The sequence below is a fragment of the Pantoea sp. YU22 genome (assembly GCF_003970755.1).
GTDB lineage: Bacteria > Pseudomonadota > Gammaproteobacteria > Enterobacterales > Enterobacteriaceae > Pantoea > Pantoea piersonii.
The window spans coordinates 400,117-425,710 of sequence record NZ_RYDU01000001.1 but is presented as its reverse complement, the minus strand read 5'-3'; the positions used below and the strand labels follow the sequence as shown (position 1 = coordinate 425,710).

Here is a 25,594-nt window from a genome sequence, read left to right as displayed (position 1 = left end):
GGTGACGTTTTTGTGGCTGCGGGATTTCTTTTTGATGACAATCTGACCGAGCTGCGCAGTGATAAATCGATTCGAACAGAGCTTAAGCGGATAGAAAAAAAGAGAAAAATAGTGCTTGACCCTTTTCAGCCGACTCCCTATAGTAGCGCCCCGTTGACCCAGCAAGGTCGGCAAACAAAATGTGGTGAGGTGTCCGAGTGGCTGAAGGAGCACGCCTGGAAAGTGTGTATACGGCAACGTATCGGGGGTTCGAATCCCCCTCTCACCGCCATAATTAGTAGGACGTTGAGCGGACAAACCCGCGTGTAGACTGAATCCAAAGACTACATAAAGACAACGGAACTACAAAAGCAGTACAAAAAAGTGCACGTGAAATGCACGCGCATCTCAGATGCAAAGAAAAAGCCTTTGGTTAACGCCAGGGGCTTTTCTGTTTGTGTCTAATTGCAACGCAATATTTCAAGGTGCTGCAATCCTATCGCAACACCCTTCTTCCTTATATGTGCTTTTCCTGACGCTCAGATCGTCGGCTGGTACGGGTCCTCATCGTCGAGAATCGTAGCCGTCACTTTCCCGAGCACGATAATCCTCTCCATCACCTCACCTTCCAGCGTTTCGCCATCTGGTGTGATTAGCCCGGACGCGAACAGAATCCCGATCATGGGATAGCCGTCGTACTGAAACGCCACTTCATCACCAGGCTTCACCCGTTCCGCGCTGTCCACGATGACAAAGCCATCCTGAGTTTCAATGCGGAAGCTGCTCGATATGAAATGCGAATAGTCCACCTGCGAATGGTGCATATCGTACAGCTCAAAGGAGGCTGTCACATCACGTACCCCATGTTGCGTAGCGCCCACGTCTTGTTTTCCTTCACAGCGTCTATCTCAAGGAAATTCAACTAGTAGCGCAGGATATACCGTTGCACTGCTCCAGCGTCCAAATGTGATTGTATTTTGCTAACGCAAGCCGGAATTCATTTGTTGTCACTATCCGTCTGCTGCGACCATCCAGTTTGATTGCGTCTCGAAATGCCCAGCCGATTCCGTACGTGCGCGCCATGATTACTACCCTGTTAAAATTACTGTATATAAAACCAGTAATATCAGGCGTGATTTTTGGCAAGCCGCTGCGTTTGGTGGTTTTGTAAGAGGCATGATGCGAAAGGGATTTTTGCGGAAGGCGTCGACTCGAGTGGCTAAACTATAGCCCTCCACCCCGCAGCTTGCTGAGACAGGCGCCATACGTAGCTGCCCCGTCGCCGGGGCTTTTTTAGTAGATAATCTTAGCGATTATCTTAATTATTGGTTCTAAGTTATTTGGCGTTCCTTTACAATGCGAGAAAACTCTTATACCTGCTGGACATAAAACAATGCGAGAACTTTTGAATTCTCTTTCGGGCATGAGATTCATTGCTGCTGCCCTCATTGCATTTCATCACACGGCATGGATGTACCCTTTAAGTAAGTACATTGATGATCATATAGATGCTGATTTAGGTGTTACTTTCTTTTTCGTATTATCTGGATTCATTCTTTATTACACTCACAATAACATCTCAACGAAAAGTCAATCTATCAGATTTATTGTTGCGAGAATTGCTCGGATATGGCCTCTGCACGTTGCCTGTCTTCTAATGGTGCTCTGCATTTTTCCCTCGCCATGGGGCTATCCGGGGGAGTCAGTCGCATGGCTAAAAATTCTGGCAAACCTTTTTTTGATGCACGCCTGGATTCCATACGCGAAATACTTTTTTTCTTTTAATGGCCCTTCATGGAGTATATCTGTCGAGTTATTCTTTTACGTATTATTTCCTTTCCTTCTTTATCGATTTAAAAAGAACTGGCACTTTAAATTAATACTAGCGTTTATAACTGGCTTAGCAGTTGTAATGGCTGTACAAAAAATGGCGTTGCCTATGCTTCACTACGGCGATCCTCTTATGGGCCCTAATCAGTGGGCATCAGGAACATTACCACTAGTAAGACTAACTGAATTTCTGACCGGCATTCTAGCTTGTGCTTTCTGGTTAAGAATCAAGAAAAAGGTAGTCGATAATTCGTATTTATTCACCTGTTTAGAAGTGGCATCTCTTTTATTAGGTTTGTTTACGCTATGCTGGTTCCCGCACATAATTTCAATAAGTTTCGATGGATATGTGTTGGGTAGCTGGTTAACCAGGACCTTAGCTGCACCCATGTTTGCTACCATTATTGCCGTTTTTGCATTTGGCAGGGGTGCGCCATCTAAGTTTATTGGCTGCAGGTGGATGGTTCTGCTGGGAGAGGCGAGCTTTTCGCTTTATATGACACATGAAATTGTTGCCCGTTGCATAGCTAATTACGCGCCATCCGTGTTATTCAAAGACAGCTACTGGCTGGGACCTTTAATTTTCTGGACACTATGTCTTTCGGTTTCTTTTGCAACCTGGAAAATAATAGAGCGCCCATGCAGGAAGTTTATTTTGGCTAGGTTCGATAGCCACGTCAGAAAACCCAACATGAACGCCACATCACAAAAACAAAGCAATAATGTAGCGTAATAGAGAGGGTGGCAATCCACTCTGCCTTATTTTATTAAGCTGGCAATTTCAGCCATTCAGTGCCAATTACATTATCAAGCACTATTTATTGCCACCAGTTACTCCGATTAGATCGGGATATTTATTGCAGAGTTTTTATTTGTAGAAAAATCACTCTCCATTAGTAACCCTCTCACTGATTAAGATACCGTGCAATATATTTCTCCGTCACTATAATTTTTTATTTATCACCAACTAAAGCAATTGAAGCCTTGATTTCGTCAATGTGCTTCAACGCAGTATCGGGCTCTGTGAGAGCTAACTCAACCAGGCTGAAAAGCGCCTTTATTGCTTCAATGTGATAGGCCGCCGATACCCCTGCGTATTGAGCGACTTGAAGTCTTCAATAACTTTCCTGTCCGAAAATTCTCTCCGGCCAATGTTAATGACTGCTACCGGGCAAAATGACTCTACGTTCTGAGCTATAAGCCCAAGCCCGACCTCTGAACCGCCATCCTGCTTGTCATAGGTGCAGCCCCTCCATGAAAGAACCGCAGTAAGCGGATTCTTCACGCATTCGATATTGCTTTTATGTCTCTGGCCGGAACCATTTACCCATGATCCAGGTGCATTAGCGTTGCCAGATGAATAAAAGTTCCAGTATTTTGAACCATAGCCAGCCCAGTCGAGAGTTATTAGGCCAACGAAGCTAGCAATAATAATTTTGTTAATGTCATTAAAATGATTGCTAAGCATTATGTTGATAAAGGTCTTGAGTCAGGCGACAATAAAGATATCTACGACACATTGCTTCAATATCTTAGCAATAAAGAATGAATCGAGCAGAAATTATCAAAGCCACTCAATGAGTGGCTTTGATAATTCTTGCAATAAAAAACCTCCCGAAGGCGGTTACTGTTCGAATATCTTCTTGCTGAGTTTTGCAAGTAAAGAGTCAATCCCAGCACTAAACCTTTCATTTGATTCAAATATAATTTTATAAATTCTCTACATTCTGCATCATCAACATTTTCCCCTGAAACATGGAAAAATAACATTTGTTAGCTGGTTCGGTTAGATTTTTTACCCCTATAAAATCTGGCAACAACTCGGTAAAGTAAATACCAATTCTAGCTTTCATCAAGGGAACATCTTTTTTCGGCTGAGCCTCAATGTTTTCTAACATTTTGTCTAGAGTGGTTTCCTTTTTAGTAAATGATATCCACTGCATATGCGCAGAAAAAATTAAGGAGTTAAAGTTTATTAAGGATGCATATATCTCTTCAGCTTTACCTATTCTTACCTTTTGCCATTCCCTTTGCCTTTCCAACTCAATTTGTTTATCAAGTCTTTTCTCTGCTGATTTGTTAGCCATCCAGCAAGCTATTAGCGCAGATAGTGAAGAGATGATTCCGACGCAAACGGTACCCCAAGTACTAACCCAGCTACCTCCTTTTCTAAAAAGGAGTATCGTACAAGGGCGGTAATTCTTGAGAAAGAAAAATCATTTTTGCGCCGCTTCTCATCGTCACTAACCGCTACACGCAGGATATGCTCATGCAGCCATCATCGGGCGCAATGCTTTAACGCGCCCTGTGATGATCGCTTCAGACATTGCTCTCTTATGTACTGCTGCAGGCCAGCTATTTGCTTTGCGGCGAGTTCGATTCGACTTCTGAGGGTGAAATAATCCCGTTCAGCGGAGTCAGTAAGTCCGGGGCTGGCTGCATCATCCATGCTGGCGGCGCCGGTGGCGGATTGCTTCGTGCAGGTGGCGTTGAGCTGCAACCGACGCTTGCCAGAAGCAATGTCATCATGCAGCTGATCGATAGTTGCCTGAGCATCGGCTAACTCCTTTGTGTATTTCGCGTCGAGCGCCGCCACGTCACGCTGACGCACCTGCATATCATCAATTGTCTGCTGGCGCTCGGTAGCCAGGCTGTCAGCGGTAACGTATTTACCGTGGTAGAGGCTTGCTATACGGCAGACCACAATGAGAGCCACCAGCAGCAGGCCAATAATTAATGCTCGCCAGCTAAATGTCATTTGGACCATCCGCCAGGCACATCGAGCGTTCCATGTCGCGGCGGTTCATAAGGCCACGAAACTTCATTCCTCCGGCATAACCCCAGCGGCGCAGCTCTTCACATGCACCATCCTGATCGCCTGCGTTCAGCTTCTTAAGTAGCGTTGATTTAGAGAATGCGCCGGAACCGACGTGGTAGGTGAAGCTGTAGAGCGCAGCGCGCTGATATTCATTTAGCGGAACCTTGACCAGACCGTCCACGGTTTTCTTTACCGGCTGTAGGTCATTCCACATCAGGCGATCGCATTCGCGGTTATTGTAGGTTTTGCCCTTACGATGTTGGTACCCGTATGCCCGTCGCAAACTGTCCAGACCCCGGCCACGTCTTCTTCGTAAGGTACGTACACCCGCCCTTCCACACCATCCTTGCCGCCTAGGAATACCGTAGCGATAAGCATGGCTCCGCCACCTGCGGCAGCAATCAGCTTATTCCGCAGTGAGTTTGACATTGCCATGGGTTATTTCTCGTGGAGGTCGGGCGCGGGTCGGCCAGCGCTGGAGAGCTTTGATCTGCGCCAGTGTGGCTTTGCGTTTGTAATACCAGTTGATGCCGAGCGTTAGCAGGGCGACCACAATACCGGCCAGGACACCTACGGCGCTCCATTCATCGGGACTCAGCCTTGTCAGAAGACCGTTGGCAATTGTCCCGGCAGACGCGCCATACGCTGCGCCCGAATCCAGTTTGCTCATATCGACACTCATGTGATCCCCTCAGTGAGGAAGCTGGCTCGATTAGGAATTGTCTACTTTCTGAACTGAGCAAGCCCGGTTAGCTTTAACTTGTCGAGAGAAAAAGCCCCGCTTTGCCGTTGCGTAGTCAACGTTGAAGAATCCGCTGTGCGCGGATTTTTTTATGGGTAAAAATCGCCTTCTACCACAGGTCGCTAAACCGAAGTGTGCAGTGATTGGCAGGGGCGAAAACGAGAAAAGGCCACCCGCAGGTGACCTTTTTGAATTTGAATATGCCCCACCCGGCGCTTATCTCCGGCACTCGTAATGGCTTAGCTCTTGAAGGGGCTGATAGCAGATTACTAAAAATTCCGATACGAAATTTTGCAGCAACCCACACATTTAAGATTATTCCGACTAAAATGTGGTTGACTGACTTGCGATTACTATCGGAGTAAATTTTGTGTGATGGTCGCTGCACCCCCGAGTCGCTGGTATTTGCCGCCATACTTTCAGGCGCGGCCCAAATCTCCCATTCCCAGCTGCGCACAGCAGCCTGAGGCGCTTCGGGAATACTTTCAGGAGCGGTTGAGGTTCTACAGGGAAATGTCAGCAAAGTATCCGCGGGGAACGGACCCGATGAATCAGAAGGATGTGCAGGCGTGAAAAAGACAATCTATCTTCCTCAGTTTGATAAGAGCGCTGTGGCTGAAATGTTCGGGAATAAAATCACTGTACGTTATGAAGGTAACGAAGAGTTCCCGAGGTCATTGAAAGTAAAAGACCAGTATTATGTAGTTATTGACGGTGAAGAGAAAACCATGGTCCTTGTTCGTAAGGCTATTGGCTTATGGCAGTTTTCTCTGCAGTAACAATCAGACATTCCAACAGACCTTGCCACGGCGTTTTTTATCGCCCGTGCAGCTAAAGTTCTACAGGGAAGAGTCGATGAAGTTTCAACGGGGAACAGACCCGGTTTATCAGAAGGAGAAATGAATCCGTGGGGAGCAATAATTGCAGCGCTAATTGCAGGGTTCATAGCGTTTATAGGAATGGTTATAACCAAGGAGTTAAGAAGCCACGTCGCAAGGCTTTTTTACCTGTATGGATTCATCAGAACCGACTCTGAACTATCCTCAAAAGAGAGGAAAGAAAAAATAACGAAATCAATGAGGTGATTGCGAGCATCAACCTTCACTTAAATCATGGGAATAAATCGCCTAATGAAATAAGGCTTCAAAAAGCAATAGCTACCCTTAATGGGAGTGTAGGGACTGGACCAACAAAAATGACCCCATATTTTTATGAGTTATTAAATTCCTCACACTTAGTTTTAAAGGAGGAATGGGAAAGAGTTAAAAAGAGAGAGAAGAGCTACATTTTCATTAAAGATATTTTATCTGTGATCGGCTTCTTTTCTTTAGCGCTACTTATGCTAAGTATGATTATCTATGCTATTTCTTACTCTGGCATTTTACTACTTTCAAAATAATAACTTACCAAACTGTCAAAACTCGCCTTGGCGGGATTTTTTATTGCCTATAGGAAACCGAAATGACACCCTCGGCAGAAAATGCACCGCGTTTTGTGGCGAGACGATGTAGGGACGAAATTCTTAAAGCCATTGATGGCAGGCCTAAATCAGAACACGACCGTATCATAACTGGAAAGACGAAGGTAAGAGATGCCCTGGAGCAACTGGCCTAATGGACAATAAGTAATATGGCGGCCTGCTTCCAGGTAAAGTTGCCAGCTTTGTATTTCTACTTTTTTTATACAAAATCAGCGAAAAATTGCCGGGCGTTGAAAGCGTCGTTATAAGCGCTGTAATGAGATGCCGTCGCGGCTTAAATATTTACAGAATAATACGGAAGAGCCCTGGCTGCAGCTCTTCTGAGTTACTTAATAAAATCTTTAAAACGACTTTGATTATCTACCAGCCAGTCTGGCATCAATTCCTTTGTAACAGGCCTGATTGCCATTTTGCGAGGCCGATTCCAGATATCAATGTTTTGTTCAACGCAACGGCGAATGTGATCCGGGTTATTAAACGCCGGTAAATTATGCTCAGTGTGAGAAATAGTAGCCATTTTCTCGCTAATGCGGTCATCACTCATTACCCAGGAAAAGTGCCAGCCAGCATCATAAACGATGTGCGTTCGCAGCCTGAGGAGCCTCCAGCGCCACCAGCTTTCCCGGACAGGCGTGCCTTTACGCTTAACATTTCGAAGCAACTCCGGTTGCCCATGGAAAAAATGCTTCAGACGCTTAAAGGTGACCATTTTGGGTAATTTACACAGCCGCGGGGAACCATCGTCATTCAGAACCTGCACATTGAATTTGAAGTTATAGAAGTTTTGATAAAGCGTTGTGCAGATATGCCTGCGGCTAAATCGAGTTAAAGCCTCCGGACGAGGTATTTCATCGACGTCAGAAACGATAATAACATCTTTGTCTTTAGCATCAACAAGCCCCTTCATAATGGAGTTGCGCGCTGTAGATTCGTTTTCCCAGGGATCGGTTTCACCCGCTTTAACCAGAGAGCTGTTTGAATAAAATGCTTGTTTATAAAATGTTGGCGGCGTGTCGTTCACGACATAAATTATTTTATCGCGGAAGACACTAAACTTCTCAATGTCAAAATTGAGCTTGTCCCGCCTCTTACCGGTGAACGTATAAAGCGACTCGACAATGACAAATTTATCAACGTGAGCATGCAGAGTATTAAGCCTTAATTCAAGAAGAAGGTCTTCATCGTAGTATAAAAAGCAATCATAAATCATTGTTATAAACTCGCATGCAAAGCGTAATGAAAACGTAATGATTTTAGCAAATTTATACATATGTACACAAATCGCCAACTGCCTGAGATGCGCTGAATTCAACAGAAGGGCTTCTCACAGTAAGTAAACTCCGCTGATTACCCCCGCCGCCTTTCCTGCCTGATTTTTAGTCTTAACCCTGCAGCTAACCAACTCGTGCCTGTGCCGCTGCGCACGTGTTTCAACTGCACGGACGACACACAGGCAATGTTTATAACGGGCAAAGATGCAGTGATGTTTGAGATGCGGATGTAGCCACGCAGTAATTGATCGATGTGTTGATGTGGAGGAATGCCGTAAAGGGAAGGAAAAAAGTGATGCTTGCTCTTGCTGATAAGTCGGTGGGCTGGTTCAGACTTTATTAAGTTCTAAAAAAACCCGGCCGAGGCCGGGTTTTGCTTGCTACACAGACTGACTCAATTAGCCATACGCATGGAGCGTTCGCTGACAGAGCGCCGAACGCACGCAGTCATCTTTGCCGAAGCGTACAATGCCGACCATCTCGTCCTCTTCGAATCGCGCCAGCGCGTCCGCAAGACCGGAAGGCACCCCAGCGGGCAAGTCGCACTGGGTAATATCGCCGTTAACAATCACCGTGACGTTTTCGCCAAGGCGCGTCAGGAACATCTTCATCTGGGCCGCAGTGACGTTTTGCGCCTCATCGAGGATCACTACTGCGTTTTCGAACGTGCGCCCGCGCATATAGGCGAAAGGCGCGATTTCCACCTTGCCGATTTCGGGTCGCAGACAGTACTGCATAAAGGAAGCGCCAAGACGTTTAACCAGAACGTCGTAGACCGGCCGGAAATACGGGGCAAATTTCTCTGAGATATCGCCTGGCAGGAATCCCAGATCCTCATCAGCCTGTAGCACCGGCCGTGTGACGATAATCCTGTCGATATCCTTATGTATCAGGGCCTCTGCCGCTTTCGCGGCGCTGATCCAGGTTTTACCGCATCCGGCCTCACCGGTCGCAAAGATCAGCTGCTTCGTTTCTATGGCATGGAGATAGTGCGCCTGAGCATCATTTCTGGCGGCTATCGGCGAACGGTCGCGCACATCGCGCGCCATCCCGATTGCATCCAGCCCACCCATCTGCACCAGCGAAGTGACCGATTCTTCTTCACGCTGACGATGACTGCGAGAGTCACTACGAAGCACCCTTCTGGCTTCACGACGCGCTTTGATCACTGCTTTCTGTCTTCCCATAGTCGCACCTTACAGTTGGTTTCATTTCCCGCGTTGGGCCGCTGCCCGTCACGATTAACTGAACGCTTTAGAGGTTTGATTGGCTTCCTTTAGAGCCATGACGTGCCGTTGATAAAGATGTGCCGCCGCACCGAAGCGCAGCCGCACACCGGTAAATTCGGAGGTGGAAATTACAATTTGATAAAGAAGAGTGTGCTGTCGAAGGCGCGCTGGCCCTCGCTGAAGAGTGTGAAACCTGAAGTGAAACTGTCTGTCCTGTAAAGGACCTTCCCATGCGCGACCTCAGTATGCGATACAACCCGCTTACCCATTAACTTGCACTAATTTTAACAGACTTGGCAACATTAATTTTACGAGCACTCCAGGAAATCAAAAACAGCAGGCGGCGACCAGCGAGGAGAAAAATTCTTTTGCAGATAAATTAAGGAATTACCTTTGAGACGCGGGAAATATTTTTTTTTGAGAGGGGGAAAAACCGCGCCGCCGTAGCGGCGGCGCAGGTAGATCAGGCTTCCAGCAGCGGCTGCGCCAGATAGTGCTTTTCGTCAGGAACGCCAGGCAAAACAAAGAAGTAGCCGCCGCCGATGGGACGAACATACTCTTCCAGCGCTTCGCCGTTGAGCCGTTTCTGTACCGTGATAAAGCCTTTTTCCAGATCGTGCTGATAACAGACGAACAGCAGGCCCATATCGAGCTGCCCCGATGCGGTGGTACCCGCCGAATAGCTGTAGCCGCGGCGCAGCATCAGGCTGCTTTCCGTCTCGCGCGTGCGTGGATTAGCAAGGCGGATATGCGCGTCAAGAGCGATGATTTCGCCATCCGGATCCCGGCTATAATCGGGTACGTCATGCTCATGCTGCATGCCCAGCGGCGCGCCACTCAGCTTGTCGCGGCCAAAAATGGTCTGTTGCTCGCCGAGCGGCGTGCGGTCCCACATCTCCACGTGAAAACGAATAATGCGCGCCGCCTGATAGCAGCCGTGGCGCGTCCACGCTGGCTCGTCCTGATCGGCCGTCACCCACAGCAGCTGATCCATCAGCGGCTTATCCTGAGTGTCGGGATTCGCCGTACCATCCTTGAAGCCCAGCAGGTTAATCGGCGTCTCTTTGCCCTGGCTGCGCGCGGCGTGGTCGGCGATAAAGCCTTCACGTCGCCAGCGTACCCCCAGCAGATCGGGAGTATATTTAACGATATCGCGCAGCGCGTGGATTACCGTGTCCTGGGTATTGGCGCAGATTTGCAGCAGCAGATCGCCGTGGCACTGGGCGGCATCAAGCGAATCGTTGGGAAAGCGCGTCATGGTTTGCAGCTTTTTCGGCTTCAGCGCCTGCAGGCCAAAACGTTCGTCAAACAGCGATACGCCCACCGAAACCGTAATGGTCAGGTTATCCGGCGCGATCTCCGCGCCCAGAATACCGGAATCCATCGGCGGCAGTTTTGGATTGGGAACCGCCGGCGCCGCACCGCCTGTGGTCAAAAAGGCGATGCGCGCGGTCAGCAGCTTAAACAGCCGTACCAGTTCATCTTTGTCACTGGCCAGCACGTCGAAGGCGACCAGCATCATCGAGGCCTGCTGCGGCGTGGTGATGCCCGCCTGATGCTGCCCGTAGAAAGGTTGTACCTGCTGTCGCGCATCGGGCGCAACCGTTCCGGGAGAGAAACTGTCGGCTGCGGCATGAAATGGACAACCGCCGCCCAGGGCGGCCACGCCGCCGAACAGACCCAGACCTTTTAACAGGCGCCGCCGTGCGGGCTGCGCCTCATCCTGTTTACGACTCATACTAATCCAGCCCTAAGGTACCGCGCAGTAAAGAGAGATCTTCCGCCAGCGCGGTAATCGGCCCTTTAAGCGCATTGCGATCCGCGCTGGTGAGCTTCTCGTAGGAGGTAAAGCCCTCTCCTGTGCGGTACTTACGCAAAATAGCGTCCACTTTTTTAAAGTTGCCATCGACCTTCGCCAGCAGCTCCGGGTTCGCCTGCTGCAGTTGAGGACGCAGCAGATCGACAATTTTTTGCGCCCCGTCGACGTTCGCCTGGAAATCCCACAGATCAGTGCGGCTGTAGCGATCTTCTTCACCGGAAATCTTACTGGAGGCCACCTCTTCAATCAGGCCTGCTGCGCCGCCGACCACTTTCACCGGCGGGAAGGCCAGCGCGCTGATGCGGGTCTGCAGATCCTTCACGTCGCGGTTAAGCTGCGTCGCGTAGCCCTCCATACCTTTGGTGCTGTTATCGCTGAACAGCGCTTTCTCCAGACGGTGGAAGCCGGTGAATTTTGGATCTTCCGCTTTCTTCTCATAATCGTCTTCGCGCGCGTCGATGCTGCTGTCGAGATCGGAGAAAAGCTCGGCGATGGGTTCGATACGCTCGTAGTGCTGGCGCGTCGGCGCATAGAGCGCTTTAGCCTTTTCGATATCGCCCGCTTTTACCGCCTGCGTGAAGGCTTCGGTGCTTGTCACCAGCTGCGCCACTTCCTGCGTCACGTAAGCTTTATATGCGGTAATAGGGCCCGCCAGCGCCAGCACATCGGGCTTGCCGCTTTTCGCGGCGGGCGAGGCGTCGCCCTGCACGATAAGCTTGCCCTTCGGGTTGCTCAGCAGGCCGCAGGTCATCTCATATTCGCCCGCTTCCAGATTAGCGGTCAGTTTCTGGCTGAAGCCCGGCGCGATATTCTCACGCTCTTCCACCACCAGAACGCCTTTCAGAATCTCCCACTCCAGCGCTTTCTGGCTGTTGTTCTTAATCAGAAACTGGGTTTTACCTGCCTTGACCGTTAGCTGCATCGGTTCGCACTGGGTATCCGTCACGCTGACGGTAACTTGCGGAATATCGGCAGCCGCAGCGGTTCCCGACAGCGCCAGCAGAGAAGCCAGCAGAGTTTTGCGGCGAAAGCGAATCATCATAAAGTTATCCCTGTTTAGTAGAAAGTTGGCGCGCCGGACGCGCCGGCAGTAAAAACAGCAGCAGCGCCGGAATAAGATAAAGAAAATAGACGGCCACTTCGCTGATGCTGGGCGTCTCCTGATAGCCCAGTACGCCCTCAAGCAGCGTGCCCGCCAGCGAATGCGTGGAGAGCACGTTGCTCAGATCGAAGGCGACAGACTGAAAGTGATTCCAGAGTCCCGCTTCATGAAATGCGCGGATAGCGCCCGCCGCCAGTCCGGCAGCGACAAACAGAATAAACAGACTGCTCCAGCGGAAGAAGTGCGCCATATTCAGGCGAACGCCGCCCCAGTAGAGCAGCATCCCCAGCACCACCGCCGTCGCCAGCCCCAGCACCGCGCCCGCAGGCGGCGCATAGCCGACATCCTGCGTAAAGGCCGCCAGCAGGAAGAACACCGACTCCAGTCCTTCGCGCGCAACGGCGAGAAACACCATCAGCACCAGCGCCAGCCCGCCGCGACCGCTCTGGTTCAGCGCCTGGTCGACCGCCTGTTCAAGCTGTACGCGCATATTGCGCGCCACCTTGCGCATCCAGAACACCATTGAGGTCAGGATCGCTACGGCGACTACGGCCACAATCCCCTCGAACAGCTCCTGCTGTTTCTGTGGGAACTCGCCGGTGGTCGCGTTGATGATAATGCCAAGCGCCAGGCAGAGCGCCGCGGCAATAAATACCCCAGCCCACAGCGCCGGGAACCAGCGGGTGCGGCCAGTACGCTTCAGATAGCTGGCGATCAGGCTGACGATCAGCGCCGCTTCTAGGCCTTCACGCAGCATGATAAGAAAAGGAACAAACATCGCCGACCTCTTGAATGTTATATAGCGTCAACCGCAGGTAAAGTTGGGTAAAATGCGAACGATACCGATTATCATTATCGCAAGAAAAAAAACAAGTAATGGACCGAAATTATTTCGCTGACCGCAGGCAAAAAAAAAGCCCGCTCCCTTAAAAGAGAGCGGGCTTTATAGGGGAACGCGTTACTTAGCGAGGTACTCCGCCTCTGCTGCTGCAAAGCGCTGCTGCGCGGCGGCGGAAGGTGCGCGGCCCAGCAGGCTGAAGACCACAATCGCAATGCTGGAGAAAGCAAAGCCCGGAATAATCTCGTAGAGACCCAGCCAGCCATACTGTTTCCAGATCAGCACCGTCGCCGCGCCGATGATCATGCCCGCCAGCGCGCCGTTGCGCGTCATACGTTTCCAGCAGACGCCGAACAGCACTACCGGACCAAAGGCTGCGCCGAAACCGGCCCAGGCGTAGCTCACCAGCCCCAGCACGCGGTTATCCGGGTTAGAGGCGAGCGCAATGGCGATCAGCGCCACCAGCAGCACCATCGCGCGGCCAAACCATACCAGCTCTTTCTGGCTGGCATTTTTGCGCAGGAAGCCTTTGTAGAGATCTTCAGTCAGGGCGCTGGAGCAGACCAGCAGCTGACAGCTCAGCGTCGACATAACCGCCGCAAGGATTGCTGAAAGCAGGATACCGGCGATCCACGGGTTGAACAGAATGCGCGCCAGTTCGATAAATACGCGCTCGCCGTTGCCGCTGACGTTTGCCGCCTGCTCCGGGTGATTCTGGAAGTAGGCGATGCCGAAGAAGCCGACCGCGACCGCGCCTGCCAGGCAGAGCACCATCCACGCCATGCCGATGCGGCGCGCCGTGCGGATGGAGCGGTGCGAATCGGCCGCCATAAAGCGCGCCAGAATATGCGGCTGCCCGAAATAGCCGAGTCCCCAGCCCAGCAGCGAAATCACTGCAACGAAGTTCAGCCCTTTCAGCATATTGAGGTTTTCAATGCTTTTCGCTTCTATCACCGCCAGCGAACTGTCCAGTCCGCCCACGGCGACAATCACGATAACTGGCGTCAGGATCAGGGCAAAAATCATCAGGCTCGCCTGTACGGTATCGGTCCAGCTTACCGCGAGGAAGCCGCCAATCAGCGTATAGAGAATGGTTGCCGCCGCACCGGCCCACAGCGCGGTTTCATAGCTCATGCCGAAGGTGCTTTCAAACAGGCGCGCGCCCGCTACCACGCCTGATGCGCAGTAGATGGTGAAGAAAATCAGGATCACCAGTGCCGAGATAACGCGCAGGATTTTGCTGTTGTCTTCAAAGCGGCTGGTAAAGAAGTCGGGCAGCGTCAGGGCGTTGTCATGATGTTCGGTCTGCACGCGCAGACGGCCCGCCACGATTTTCCAGTTAAGCCAGGCGCCGATGGTCAGGCCGATGGCGATCCAGCTTTCCGAAATGCCGGAGAGGAATATCGCGCCCGGCAGGCCCATCAGCAGCCAGCCGCTCATATCTGACGCCCCTGCCGAGAGCGCGGTGACGAAGCTGCCCAGACTGCGGCCGCCCAGAATATAATCGTCAAAGTTTTTAGTGGAACGGTAGGCCGCCAATCCTATCAGCACCATTCCAAGGATATAGATCACAAAAGTCACCAGCATCGGTGTGCTTACACTCATTCGTCTCTCCACTTTTATAGTTGATTTCCCGTGAGAAACCGCACGCTGTGGCCTCGTCGGAACGGGGCGAGGCTACAGGTTTTGTTCAGATTCAGGCGCCTGACGTTTCCTGAGGCGCGGTATCCTGCCGGAAAGGCGCGACGCGCACAATGGATTTAACACAGGCGTTACAGCGATTTCACCTGTTACTGGCTAAATTTTGTCAACAGGTTGCACTCGCTCACAATTCAGAAGTTGCACCCACGTAAACCCCTGGTAATGCAGCAGGTTAGCGCCGCACAATTCTGGCGAGATTCTTGCAGCAAGTTCCGTGCCGCCTTTTAAAGCATTAACAAATTAATCATTAAAGAGGCTGTTACGCAGGTCACACTTAACACGGTTGCACAAAGTTGCAACATCAGTGATAGTGCTGCCCACGCAGTGAGATACAGATACAGGAGCAGAAAGGTCATGGGCACGACAACAATGGGGGTGAAGCTGGATGAGGCCACCCGCGAACGCATTAAACTGGCGGCGCAGAAGGTTGACCGCACGCCACACTGGCTGATTAAACAGGCGATTTTTAACTACCTCGGTCAGCTGGAGAGCGGTGCCGCGCTGCCGGAAATTCCGCTGACGGCGGGCTCGCTGGCAGAGCCGGAAGAGAGCGCGCCTGAAGAGACGCACCAGCCGTTCCTCGACTTCGCCGAGCATATTCTGCCGCAGTCGGTGACGCGCGCTGCCATTACTGCCGCCTGGCGTCGCCCAGAGACCGACGCGGTGCCGATGCTGCTGGAACAGGCGCGTCTGCCCGCGGCGCTGGCGGAGAAAACCCATCAGCTCGCTTACAGCCTCGCGGACAAGCTGCGGCACCAAAAAGGTGCAACCGGACGCGCCGGAATGGTGCAAAGCCTGCTGCAGGAGTTCTCGCTCTCCTCTCAGGAGGGCGTGGCGCTGATGTGCCTGGCAGAGGCGCTGCTGCGTATTCCCGACAAGCCGACGCGCGACGCGCTGATCCGCGACAAGATCAGTAACGGCAACTGGCAGTCGCATCTGGGCCGCAGCCCTTCCCTGTTCGTGAATGCCGCTACCTGGGGTCTGCTGTTTACTGGCCGTCTGGTCTCCACCCATAACGAAGCCAACCTGTCGCGCTCGCTGAACCGCATTATCGGCAAGAGCGGCGAGCCGCTGGTGCGTAAAGGCGTGGATATGGCGATGCGTCTGATGGGCGAGCAGTTCGTCACCGGCGAGACCATCGCCGAGGCGCTGGCGAACGCGCGCAAGCTGGAGGAAAAAGGTTTCCGCTACTCCTACGATATGCTGGGCGAAGCGGCGCTGACTGCCAGCGACGCCAAAGCTTATCTGGTCTCCTACCAGCAGGCGATCCACGCCATTGGCAAAGCCTCCAACGGGCGCGGCATTTATGAAGGACCGGGCATCTCCATCAAGCTCTCCGCCCTGCACCCGCGCTACAGCCGCGCCCAGTACGATCGCGTCATGGAAGAGCTCTACCCTATCCTGAAATCTCTGACGCTGCTGGCGCGCTCTTACGACATCGGCATCAATATCGACGCCGAAGAGGCGGACCGTCTGGAGCTGTCGCTCGATCTGCTGGAGAAGCTCTGCTTCGAGCCGGAGCTGGAAGGCTGGAACGGCATCGGCTTTGTCATTCAGGCCTATATGAAGCGTTGCCCGTTCGTGATCGACTCGCTGATCGATCTGGCGCAGCGCAGCCGCCGCCGCCTGATGATCCGTCTGGTGAAAGGCGCCTACTGGGACAGCGAAATCAAACGCGCCCAGGTAGAAGGTCTCGAGGGCTATCCGGTCTATACCCGCAAGGTCTACACCGACATCTCCTACCTGGCGTGCGCGCGCAAGCTGCTGGCGGTGCCGAATCTCATCTACCCGCAGTTCGCTACTCACAATGCGCATACGCTGGCGGCGATCTATCAGCTGGCGGGCAATAACTACTACCCGGGCCAGTATGAGTTCCAGTGCCTGCACGGTATGGGCGAACCGCTCTATGAGCAGGTGGTCGGCAAAGTGGCGGACGGCAAGCTGAATCGTCCATGCCGCATCTATGCGCCGGTCGGCACCCATGAAACGCTGCTCGCCTACCTGGTGCGTCGCCTGCTGGAAAACGGCGCCAATACCTCCTTTGTTAACCGCATCGCCGATACCTCCCTGCCGCTTGACGAGCTAGTGGCCGACCCGGTTGCGGCGGTTGAAAAGCTGGGCGCGAGCGAAGGCGCGATTGGTCTGCCCCACCCGAAAATTCCGCTGCCGCGCGATCTTTACGGCGCGGGACGCAGCAACTCGGCAGGCATCGATATGGCCAACGAACATCGTCTGGCATCGCTCTCCAGCGCCCTGCTAAGCAGCGCCGCGCAGCCCTGGCTGGCGCAGCCGATCATTGACGGCGAACTGGGCGAAGGCGAAACACGCGCGGTGATCAACCCGGCCGCGCCGGGCGATATCGTCGGTCAGGTGCGCGAAGCCAGCGAAGCGGAAGTGTCGCTGGCGCTGGACGCCGCGGTGAACGCCGGACCGATCTGGTTCGCGACGCCGCCGGACGAGCGTGCGGCGATCCTCGATCGCGCCGCGCAGTATATGGAAGACGGAATGCAGCAGCTGATCGGCATTCTGGTGCGCGAAGCGGGCAAAACCTATAACAACGCTATCGCCGAAGTACGCGAGGCGGTCGATTTCCTGCGTTACTACGCCGGTATGGTGCGCGACGATTTCGATAATGAAACGCATCGCCCGCTCGGTCCGGTGGTCTGTATCAGCCCGTGGAACTTCCCGCTGGCGATCTTTACCGGCCAGATTGCGGCCGCGCTGGCGGCGGGCAACAGCGTGCTGGCCAAGCCTGCGGAGCAGACGCCGCTGATCGCCGCGCAAGCAGTGCAGATCCTGCTGGACGCGGGCGTGCCTGCGGGCGTGCTGCAACTACTGCCTGGCAACGGCGAAACCGTCGGTGCGCAGCTGACGCGCGACCCGCGCGTGCGCGGCGTCATGTTTACCGGCTCTACCGCCGTGGCGACGCTGCTGCAGCGCAACCTGGCTGGCCGCCTCGATCCGCAAGGGCGCCCGACGCCGCTTATCGCCGAAACCGGCGGTCTGAATGCGATGATCGTCGACTCCTCTGCTCTGACCGAGCAGGTCGTCGTCGATATTCTCGCCTCGGCGTTCGACAGCGCCGGACAGCGCTGCTCGGCGCTGCGTCTGCTCTGCATCCAGGAAGACGTGGCGGACCACACGCTGAAGATGCTGCGCGGCGCGATGGCCGAGTGCCGCATGGGCAACCCGGAGCGTCTCTCTACCGATATCGGTCCGGTGATCGACGCCGAGGCGAAAGCGGGTATCGAGCGTCATATTCAGGAGATGCGCAATAAGGGCAATACCGTCTACCAGGCGGTACAGGATAATCCGCAGGATCGTTCGGAGTGGCAAAGCGGCACCTTTATCAAGCCGACGCTGATTGAGATTAACCAGGTCAGCGATCTCGACAAAGAGATTTTCGGTCCGGTGCTGCACGTGGTGCGCTTTGCGCGCAACGCCCTGCCGCAGCTGATCGAACAGATCAACGCTGGTGGCTACGGCCTGACGCTGGGCGTTCATACCCGCATCGATGAAACCATCGCGCAGGTAACCGCAAACGCCAAAGTCGGCAACCTCTACGTTAACCGCAATATGGTGGGCGCGGTCGTCGGCGTGCAGCCGTTCGGCGGCGAAGGGCTTTCCGGTACCGGTCCGAAAGCGGGCGGGCCGCTCTATCTCTATCGCCTGCTGGCCAGCCGTCCGGAGGAGGCGCTGAGCGCCACCTTTAACCGTCAGGATGCTGAGCGTCCGGCGGACGGCACGCTGCGCGAGGCGCTGCTGGTGCCGCACAAGGCGCTGAGCGCCTGGGCGCAGCAGGACAAACCTGAACTGGCCGCGCTCTGTCAGCGCTACGCCACCCTGGCGCAGGCGGGCACCGTACGGCTGTTGACCGGCCCGACCGGCGAGCGCAACACCTTCTCGCTGCTGCCGCGTGAACAGGTGCTCTGCCTCGCTGATAACGAGCAGGATGCGCTGGTACAGCTGGCGGCGGTGACCAGCGTCGGCAGTCAGGCGCTGTGGCCGGACGATGAGCTGCACCGCAAGCTGCGCCATGAGCTGCCGCAGACGGTGCAGGCGCGCATCACCCTGGCGAAAGATTATTTTGCCAGCCACTTTGACGCGGTGATCTACCATGGCGACGCCGATCAGCTGCGCACGCTGTGCGAGCAGATTGCGGCGCGCGACGGCGCGATTGTGTCGGTGCAGGGCTTCGCCCGCGGCGAAACGCATCTGCTGCTGGAGCGTCTGCTGATTGAGCGTTCGCTGAGCGTCAATACCGCTGCGGCGGGCGGCAACGCCAGCCTGATGACCATCGGTTGATAATGCGGGCGGTTCGCCGCCCTGCTTTTCTGAAGGCTCGTCTGCTGCGACGCCGCCATGAAAAAAGGCACATCTTGCGATGTGCCTTTTTGTTATGTGTGTGCTGTGTGGGAATCTTTGCCCCGTTAAGCCTGATTGCTGTTCAGGATGAGCTGGCCGTTACGGTCCAGCGGGATGCGGGTACCAGGGTCGTTTTCCATACGGATTTTGCCCTGCTGGTCGCCTATTTTATAGGTCACGTCATAACCCAGCATCTTTTCTTGTTTATCGTAAACCGTTTTGCAACGCTGCTCTGAGGTGGTGTAGGTGTCGCGATCCTGCAAGCCGCCCTGCACCTGGTTGCCGGCATAGCCGCCCGCCAGCGCGCCTGCGACCGTCGCTACATCGCGTCCTCGTCCGCCACCGAACTGGTGGCCCAGCACACCGCCCGCTACCGCACCCAGCACTGAACCGGCAATGCGGTTCTCGTCCTGCACTGCACGACGATGAGTCAGCGTAACGTTGCGGCATTCCTGCCGCGGCTGCTTGATGCTCTCTTTGATCGGCGTCGCTGAAAGCACCTGCGCATACTGCGGACCACGATCGAATACGTCCATGCTGGCAACGGCGGCCACGCCCAAAGCGGCTGCAACACCGATACCGATACCCGCTAACATTGATTTATTCACAGGATTGTCCTCCTGAAGTTGTTACCGTGCATGCGTGCCGCGACGATGTCCCCTGTCGCTATGGCACAGAACGGCGTGCACGACCCGCCGTATCGTTGCAGGAAGTTTTACAGATGGCCCGAAATTGCAACATCAGATTAATGGAGGAAAACGCACCGGAGCCGGATCAGGACCAGCTTTTCGGAGAGTTCTGAGGGGGTCAACACAAGAACTTCAATTAATTTGTGTTATGGGTCAGAAGGTTAACGAGCAACAGAGGCGGGAAAAGGCGGCTTACGCCGCCTGGTAATCATTAGTGCAGCTTGAGACGCGGACGGATAACGCGGTTCAGGCTGCCTACCAGCATCATCAGACCAGTCTTGAAGTAGCCGTGGAGCGCAATCTGATGCATACGATATAAAGAGATGTAGACGAAGCGCGCGATGCGGCCCTCTACCATCATCGAGCCGCGCATCAGGTTGCCCATCAGGCTGCCTACGGTACTGAAGCGCGACAGCGAGACCAGCGAGCCGTGATCTTTATAGACATAGGCTTTCAGCGGTTTGCCGCTGCGCTGGGCGAGGATATTCTCCATCGCACGCGACGCCATCTGGTGCGCCGACTGGGCGCGCGGCGGCACGAAGCCGCCCGACGGCAGCGCGCAGGAGGCGCAGTCGCCGATGGCATAGATATCGTCATCCCGCGTAGTTTGCAGCGTCTCTTTCACCACCAGCTGGTTGATGCGGTTGGTTTCCAGGCCGCCGATCTCTTTCAGGAAGTCCGGCGCTTTGATGCCCGCCGCCCACACCATCAGATCCGCCTCGATAAATTCGCCGCCTTTGGTGTGCAGGCCGTTTTTATCCGCGCTGGTCACCATGGTTTGCGTCAGCACGCGCACGCCCAGTTTGGTGAGCTCACTGTGCGCCGCAGCGGAGATGCGCGGTGGCAGCGCAGGCAAAATGCGCTCGCCCGCTTCCACCAGCGTGACGTTCAGCGCCTCGCTGCTCAGCCCTTTATAGCCATAGCTGTGCAGCTGTTTAACCGCGTTATGCAGCTCGGCAGAGAGCTCAACGCCAGTCGCCCCGCCGCCAACGATGGCGATATTGACCTTCTCCAGACGGCCTTCACTGGCGGAGAATTTCAGGAACTGGTTCAGCATCTCATTGTGGAAACGCTGCGCCTGATGCGGGTTGTCGAGGAAAATACAGTGATCTTTAACGCCCGGGGTGCCGAAGTCGTTCGAGGTGCTGCCCAGCGCCATCACCAGGGTGTCGTAAGCCAGCTCGCGCTGCGGCACCAGCACTTCGCCGTTGTCGTCGCGCATCTCCGCCAGCTCTATGGTTTTACGCTCGCGGTTGATATTGGTCAGCGAGCCGAGCTGGAACTGAAAACCGTGATTGCGCGCGTGCGCCAGATAGCTCAGCGCGTCAATGCCCTCGTCCATCGATCCGGTCGCCACTTCATGCAGCAGCGGCTTCCACAGGTGGCTGTGGTTGCGATCCACCAGAATAATCTCGGCCTTTTTCTTGCGGCCCAGCTTATGGCCGAGCTGCGTGGCCATCTCCAGTCCGCCCGCGCCGCCGCCGACAATAACGATTTTTTTCATGGATGTAGTCAACAAGACCCCCTCAAGATGTGAACCAATAGTTAATCAATGGTTAAATTAAACCTTAATAAACATAGGGTTGGCGAAGTTAAAATCGCTGCTAAGGGCAGAATAGCATGGGCAGGGAAGATGGTCATACCAAAATTGATCCACATCAATTACGTACTGGATCGGCCGGAATATGACGCGAAGCAGCCGGGCGCCTGTCTGACGCCCGCTGGTTTAACTTAATGTTTTGAAAGCGTTAATTCTCTGAAGGTGCGGCGAGATATTCCTGAATTTATGACCCTCAGCCTCGTCCCAGATAATTTCATAGAAGGGATGCAGCGTTTCCGCGCTGCGCTGGCTGTCGAGCGCCTCATCGCGGCGCGACAGGAATACCAGGCAACGATCGCGGTTCTTCTCGCGAAAATCGCTGACGCACTTGGTAGCGATATCCAGATACTCTTCTGGCCGATCAATTTTCCCCTCCATATTTTCAAAGGGAAACAGATTCGGGTTGAAAATGGCCTGGCGAATGCCGCAGAGAAAACCGATGCGTTCCGCCCAGTAGCCGCCCAGTCCGACGCCGCAGATCAGCGGCTGGCTGCCGCCGCCGTGCGTCAGCATCTTGTCGGTCTCTTTCAGCAGGAACTGCATATCGTGTCTGGGATGGCGGGTGCTGTAGCCGATCAGCCTGACGTCAGGATCGATAAACTGCAGCTGCAGCACCTTTTCATGGTTGCCCGGACTACTGGAATCGAAACCGTGCAGATAAATAATCATGACACTCCTCAGCGTTGTGCGCGCCAGGAGAATGCCTTACTTCCCTGACGCTTTGTGTTCCAGCCAGCGCGCCTGCAGATTGCTCAGCTGCTGCGCGTTCTGCTTCCAGCGCGTGCTCTGCTGCAGGCTCTGGCGGGTAAGAGTTCCCCGATGGTACAGCCGCGGCACGCGTTCAGCGCCGATCGCGATCAAATTATCCAGCACGCTGATGGCGCCTTCGCGATGGTTGCAGACCAGAATCATGTCGCATCCGGCCGACAGCGACTGCTGCGCGCGTTCCGCGTAGCTGCCCATAATCGCCGCGCCCTCCATTGAGAGATCGTCTGAAAAGATCACGCCGTCGAAGCCCAGCTGCTCACGCAGCACCGTTTTCAGCCAGTAAGGGGAACCGCTGGCGGGCAGCGGGTCTATCTCAGTATAGATAACGTGCGCCGGCATGACGGCATCCAGCGCGCCTTCGTCGAACAGCGCCTGGAAGATCGCCATGTCGTGACGGCGCAGGGTCTCCAGATCGCGCGGATCGCGCGGAGTCTCTTTGTGCGAATCGGCGCTGACCGCGCCGTGTCCGGGAAAGTGCTTCCCGGTGGTTTTCATGCCCGCTTCATGCATGCCGGCAATAAAGCGGCGCGCCATCGCCAGCGCAATCTGCGGATCCTCATGGAAAGAGCGATCGCCAATCGCCGCGCTGATATGGCCCAGATCCAGCACCGGCGCGAAACTGATGTCGATATCCATGGCGATCATCTCTGCCGCCATCTGCCAGCCCGCCTGCTGCGCCAGTTCGCCGCCGGTTTCCTCGTCGTGCAGCGCCGCGAAAGACTGCATCGCGGGTAAGGTGGTGAAGCCGTCGCGGAAGCGCTGCACGCGTCCGCCTTCCTGATCGACCGCCACCACCAGCCGCGTGCGCGACGCGCTGCGGATCTGGCGCACCAGTTCGGCCAGCTGCGCCGGATCGTGATAGTTGCGCGCAAAGAGGATCACGCCGCCCACCGTGGGGTGCTTCAGGATCTCCCGCTCTTCAGCGTCCAGTTCAAAGCCTGCGACATCCAGCATCAGCGGCCCGGGAAGTTGTGTTGTCATAATCTGTTCCTGGCGCGGCGCCATCGCCGCGCGAATTAAATGTGTTGCCAGCTCTGCCGCGCCAGCTGTTGCAGTGCCGCATCGCCGCTCTGCTCAGCACGCAGCTGATACCAGCTCGCCATCAGCAGCCGCAGCCAGGGCTGCCAGCGGGCAACCTGACGCGCAAGCGCCGCAGGCGGCAGGCAGGCCGCCTGCGCATACGCCTCCAGCCAGCGGCTCGCCTGCTCAGGATCGGCGGCGCACAGCGCGGCAAGCTCAAGCGCCACGTCGCCGTCTGCGGCGTATTCCCAGTCGATCAGATGCAGCCCTTTCTCATCCGCAATCAGGTTTCCGGCGTGGACATCCATATGCAGCGGCGTCAGGCGCAGCGGCCGCGGCTCGCCGACGCGCGCTAGCTGGCGCAGCGCGCGCTGCCAGCGAACGTGCCGCTGTCGGCACAGCTGCCAGTAGCGTTGCAGCAGCGGCAGCAGCCGCAGGGCATAGCCGGTTAATGGCTGACGATGCAGCCGCAGCAGCAGGGAGATGACCTCTTCGCGCCGCTGCTGAAACATCTGCATCGACAAGGGTTCGCCCTGTTGCCACGGCAGCAGCAGAAGCTGCGCGTCACCCACTAAGGGACGCGACGTCAGGCCGCTGGGGTGCAGTTTGCGCAGCAGGCGCGCTTCGCGCTGGCGTTCAACAAAAGGTATCGGCGGCTGCGGCGCAGGCCGCACAATAAAGGCGCCCTGCCCGTTTTCCAGTTTGCTGCTCTGTCCGGTGAGCCCCTGCAGCGGCGTTAGCCTGCCCGCCGTAAAGCCCGGCAGCCGTTTTTCTATCCGCGCAAGCAGCAAGGGATCAATTCTGGGCGACACCTTTGCCTGACCAGACGATCTCGCCGGTCTGCACCAGCATCAGCTGCATCTGCAGCGTCGGGGTTTTTACGTCGCCCTGCGCCGTGCTGTAAAGCACATACTGCGCGTTCAGCGTGCGGGCCAGACCAATCGCCTTGCTGCGCGAGTTAAGGCTGTCGTCTGGCGACAGTCCCAGCGTCTGCTTGGCCTGCGCCAGCTGATCGCTGGTCACCAGCGTAAACTTGCCGTTGTTGGCCAGCGCGTTTTGAATCGCGTCGGTGGCTTTTTCGCTCTGCAGCGCGCCGTTGGTGCTGTTTTTGATGCGATCGACCATCAGTACGCTGCCCGGTGTGGCGCTGCTGGACGAACGCAGCATCTGCGCCACCAGCGGCTGCACGCTGGCGTCCCAGTTGATGGTTTTCAGCTTCGGCGGCTGCGGCACCGGCTGCGTCGGCTGCTCCGGTATCGGCTGCGGCTGCGGTACGGGCTGCGGCTGCGTGGGTTCGTTGGGTTGCGTCGGTTCTACAGGCGCAGGCTGCTGCTGTTTAATCACGCAGCCGGAAAGAATGAGCGCCATCAGTAGCGCTCCGGAACGAGGGAGTCGGCGAATCACGTAACAGTCCTCAGAGATAAAGGTAGAGACGAACCTTGCTGGCCGTCAGGTTGCCCATTTGGGAAGCGGCGACAATGCTGCCGTGCGCCGGAACGATGACTCTCTGCGCCGGTTCGCGCGGCGTTATTTCCAGCCCTTTGTCGTCATACCAGTAATAACGATAGTGGATCACCACCGGCGTCTCGCGCTGGTTATAGAGCACGCTGCGCGCGCGCTGCTGTCCATCTTCTTCGTCTACCACCGGCTCGTCGGTAATGATGCCAGCAGAGAGCACTGAAGACTCCATCACCAGCGACTGCGATGTGTCGATCATCGGTTTATCACTACTGCAGCCTGCCAGAGTCAGCAGGAGCGGCAGGCCTGTCAGCCATTGACGCATAAGTCGCTTCCGTAGGGAAAATCAGTCGGCCAGCATTGGACCCAGCGGACGCCCGCCGAGCAAATGCATATGAATGTGATAAACCTCCTGACCGCCGTGACGATTGCAGTTAACGATCAGGCGATAGCCGTCCTGATCGATGCCCTCGGCGCGCGCGATTTTCGCCGCAGCGGTAAACAGACGGCCCAGCGCCTGCTCGTGAGCGGGCAGCGCGTCGTTAGCGGTGGGAATCAACACGTTAGGGACGATCAAAATATGGGTCGGCGCTTTGGGAGAGATGTCGCGAAACGCAGTGACCAGCTCATCCTGATACACCACGTCGGCGGGGATTTCGCGACGGATGATTTTACTGAAAATAGTTTCTTCAGCCATGGTGCAATTCCTTAAGCCTGTTTGACAGTCAATCAGTATGCGTGAGGAATTTGTTTTCTTTCAAGCTCAGGACCACTTTTCCCTGATTAACTGCCTGCCTTTACACCGTTTTTACAACTTCTTTTTCCTGTGCGCCGCTTCGCAATTTACCGCTTTGCCTGACGTTAAAATGAAACGCTGTTTCATAA

The 25,594-nt window shown here is 54.9% G+C and carries 23 protein-coding genes, 1 tRNA gene and 1 pseudogene; 5 read left to right on the top strand and 20 right to left on the bottom strand.

Annotation, left to right across the window (positions count from 1 at the left end):
• Nucleotides 1-183: 183 nt before the first annotated feature.
• A tRNA-Ser gene (locus EKL29_RS02055) sits at nt 184-271 on the top strand.
• Nucleotides 272-518: 247 nt separating this feature from the next.
• Here EKL29_RS02055 and EKL29_RS02050 read toward each other — a convergent pair.
• Nucleotides 519-860, bottom strand: a complete 342-nt coding sequence (locus EKL29_RS02050) for a phage repressor protein (RefSeq protein ID WP_126688725.1) — start codon at nt 858-860, stop codon at nt 519-521.
• Between the two features lie 512 nt (nt 861-1,372).
• Between EKL29_RS02050 and EKL29_RS02040 the strand changes: the two genes are divergently transcribed.
• Entirely contained in the window at nt 1,373-2,542 is a 1,170-nt protein-coding gene (locus tag EKL29_RS02040; protein ID WP_126688724.1) for an acyltransferase, read from the top strand.
• 324 nt (nt 2,543-2,866) lie between these two features.
• Here the strand turns inward: EKL29_RS02040 and EKL29_RS23520 are convergent, their stop codons facing one another.
• The 5 genes and pseudogenes from EKL29_RS23520 to EKL29_RS02015 form a co-directional block, all read right to left on the bottom strand.
• Nucleotides 2,867-3,277, bottom strand: a complete 411-nt coding sequence (locus tag EKL29_RS23520; protein ID WP_126688723.1) for a tail fiber domain-containing protein — start codon at nt 3,275-3,277, stop codon at nt 2,867-2,869.
• Between the two features lie 241 nt (nt 3,278-3,518).
• Entirely contained in the window at nt 3,519-3,896 is a 378-nt protein-coding gene (locus EKL29_RS02030) for a hypothetical protein (RefSeq protein ID WP_126688722.1), read from the bottom strand.
• 191 nt (nt 3,897-4,087) lie between these two features.
• Nucleotides 4,088-4,567, bottom strand: a complete 480-nt coding sequence (locus EKL29_RS02025; protein WP_126688721.1) for a lysis protein — start codon at nt 4,565-4,567, stop codon at nt 4,088-4,090.
• A pseudogene (locus EKL29_RS02020) lies at nt 4,557-5,062 on the bottom strand (lysozyme). The gene EKL29_RS02025 and the pseudogene EKL29_RS02020 overlap by 11 nt, the downstream one beginning before the upstream one ends.
• Nucleotides 5,034-5,297, bottom strand: coding sequence for a class II holin family protein (locus tag EKL29_RS02015; protein ID WP_376749751.1), 264 nt, complete (start codon nt 5,295-5,297; stop codon nt 5,034-5,036). Before EKL29_RS02015 ends, EKL29_RS02020 begins: the two are co-directional and overlap by 29 nt.
• A 641-nt stretch (nt 5,298-5,938) precedes the next feature.
• Between EKL29_RS02015 and EKL29_RS02005 the strand changes: the two genes are divergently transcribed.
• Nucleotides 5,939-6,148, top strand: a complete 210-nt coding sequence (locus EKL29_RS02005; protein ID WP_126688718.1) for a hypothetical protein — start codon at nt 5,939-5,941, stop codon at nt 6,146-6,148.
• 302 nt (nt 6,149-6,450) lie between these two features.
• Nucleotides 6,451-6,768: a hypothetical protein gene (locus EKL29_RS02000; RefSeq protein ID WP_126688717.1), complete on the top strand. Its 318-nt coding sequence runs from the start codon at nt 6,451-6,453 to the stop codon at nt 6,766-6,768.
• 406 nt (nt 6,769-7,174) lie between these two features.
• Here EKL29_RS02000 and EKL29_RS01995 read toward each other — a convergent pair whose 3' ends face one another.
• From EKL29_RS01995 to putP, 6 genes are all read right to left on the bottom strand, one after another.
• Nucleotides 7,175-8,059 (bottom strand): benzoate transporter, encoded by an 885-nt coding sequence (locus tag EKL29_RS01995; RefSeq protein ID WP_126688960.1) that lies wholly within the window; start codon nt 8,057-8,059, stop codon nt 7,175-7,177.
• Between the two features lie 459 nt (nt 8,060-8,518).
• Nucleotides 8,519-9,307 (bottom strand): phosphate starvation-inducible protein PhoH, encoded by a 789-nt coding sequence (gene phoH / locus EKL29_RS01990; protein WP_126688716.1) that lies wholly within the window; start codon nt 9,305-9,307, stop codon nt 8,519-8,521.
• A gap of 505 nt (nt 9,308-9,812) precedes the next feature.
• Nucleotides 9,813-11,087 (bottom strand): iron uptake transporter deferrochelatase/peroxidase subunit, encoded by a 1,275-nt coding sequence (gene efeB / locus EKL29_RS01985; RefSeq protein WP_120452081.1) that lies wholly within the window; start codon nt 11,085-11,087, stop codon nt 9,813-9,815.
• Nucleotide 11,088: 1 nt separating this feature from the next.
• Nucleotides 11,089-12,210, bottom strand: a complete 1,122-nt coding sequence (gene efeO, locus EKL29_RS01980; protein WP_120452079.1) for an iron uptake system protein EfeO — start codon at nt 12,208-12,210, stop codon at nt 11,089-11,091.
• A 4-nt stretch (nt 12,211-12,214) separates the two neighbouring features.
• Nucleotides 12,215-13,048 carry an iron uptake transporter permease EfeU gene (efeU, locus tag EKL29_RS01975; protein WP_126688715.1) on the bottom strand — a complete coding sequence of 278 codons (834 nt, stop codon included), beginning with the start codon at nt 13,046-13,048 and terminating at the stop codon, nt 12,215-12,217.
• Nucleotides 13,049-13,228: 180 nt separating this feature from the next.
• Nucleotides 13,229-14,713, bottom strand: a complete 1,485-nt coding sequence (gene putP, locus EKL29_RS01970; protein WP_120452075.1) for a sodium/proline symporter PutP — start codon at nt 14,711-14,713, stop codon at nt 13,229-13,231.
• A 450-nt stretch (nt 14,714-15,163) separates the two neighbouring features.
• On the opposite strand from putP, the gene putA reads away from it, so the two are divergent.
• On the top strand, nt 15,164-19,114 hold the full coding sequence (gene putA, locus EKL29_RS01965; RefSeq protein WP_126688714.1) for a trifunctional transcriptional regulator/proline dehydrogenase/L-glutamate gamma-semialdehyde dehydrogenase: 3,951 nt from the start codon (nt 15,164-15,166) through the stop codon (nt 19,112-19,114).
• A 125-nt stretch (nt 19,115-19,239) separates the two neighbouring features.
• Here the strand turns inward: putA and EKL29_RS01960 are convergent, their stop codons facing one another.
• The 8 genes from EKL29_RS01960 to hinT form a co-directional block, all read right to left on the bottom strand.
• Complete coding sequence (locus EKL29_RS01960; RefSeq protein ID WP_033750889.1) at nt 19,240-19,782, bottom strand: glycine zipper 2TM domain-containing protein; 543 nt, start codon at nt 19,780-19,782, stop codon at nt 19,240-19,242.
• Between the two features lie 292 nt (nt 19,783-20,074).
• On the bottom strand, nt 20,075-21,379 hold the full coding sequence (locus tag EKL29_RS01955; RefSeq protein ID WP_120452071.1) for an NAD(P)/FAD-dependent oxidoreductase: 1,305 nt from the start codon (nt 21,377-21,379) through the stop codon (nt 20,075-20,077).
• 210 nt (nt 21,380-21,589) lie between these two features.
• Nucleotides 21,590-22,132, bottom strand: coding sequence for an alpha/beta hydrolase YcfP (gene ycfP / locus EKL29_RS01950; protein ID WP_120452069.1), 543 nt, complete (start codon nt 22,130-22,132; stop codon nt 21,590-21,592).
• A gap of 36 nt (nt 22,133-22,168) precedes the next feature.
• Complete coding sequence (gene nagZ / locus EKL29_RS01945; protein ID WP_126688713.1) at nt 22,169-23,212, bottom strand: beta-N-acetylhexosaminidase; 1,044 nt, start codon at nt 23,210-23,212, stop codon at nt 22,169-22,171.
• A 35-nt stretch (nt 23,213-23,247) separates the two neighbouring features.
• Nucleotides 23,248-24,063 carry a thiamine kinase gene (gene thiK, locus EKL29_RS01940; protein ID WP_126688712.1) on the bottom strand — a complete coding sequence of 272 codons (816 nt, stop codon included), beginning with the start codon at nt 24,061-24,063 and terminating at the stop codon, nt 23,248-23,250.
• Nucleotides 24,047-24,655: a penicillin-binding protein activator LpoB gene (lpoB, locus tag EKL29_RS01935; protein ID WP_126688711.1), complete on the bottom strand. Its 609-nt coding sequence runs from the start codon at nt 24,653-24,655 to the stop codon at nt 24,047-24,049. Before lpoB ends, thiK begins: the two co-directional genes overlap by 17 nt.
• A 10-nt stretch (nt 24,656-24,665) precedes the next feature.
• On the bottom strand, nt 24,666-25,034 hold the full coding sequence (locus EKL29_RS01930; protein WP_120452063.1) for a YcfL family protein: 369 nt from the start codon (nt 25,032-25,034) through the stop codon (nt 24,666-24,668).
• Between the two features lie 21 nt (nt 25,035-25,055).
• Entirely contained in the window at nt 25,056-25,406 is a 351-nt protein-coding gene (hinT, locus tag EKL29_RS01925) for a purine nucleoside phosphoramidase (RefSeq protein ID WP_120452061.1), read from the bottom strand.
• Nucleotides 25,407-25,594: the final 188 nt, after the last annotated feature.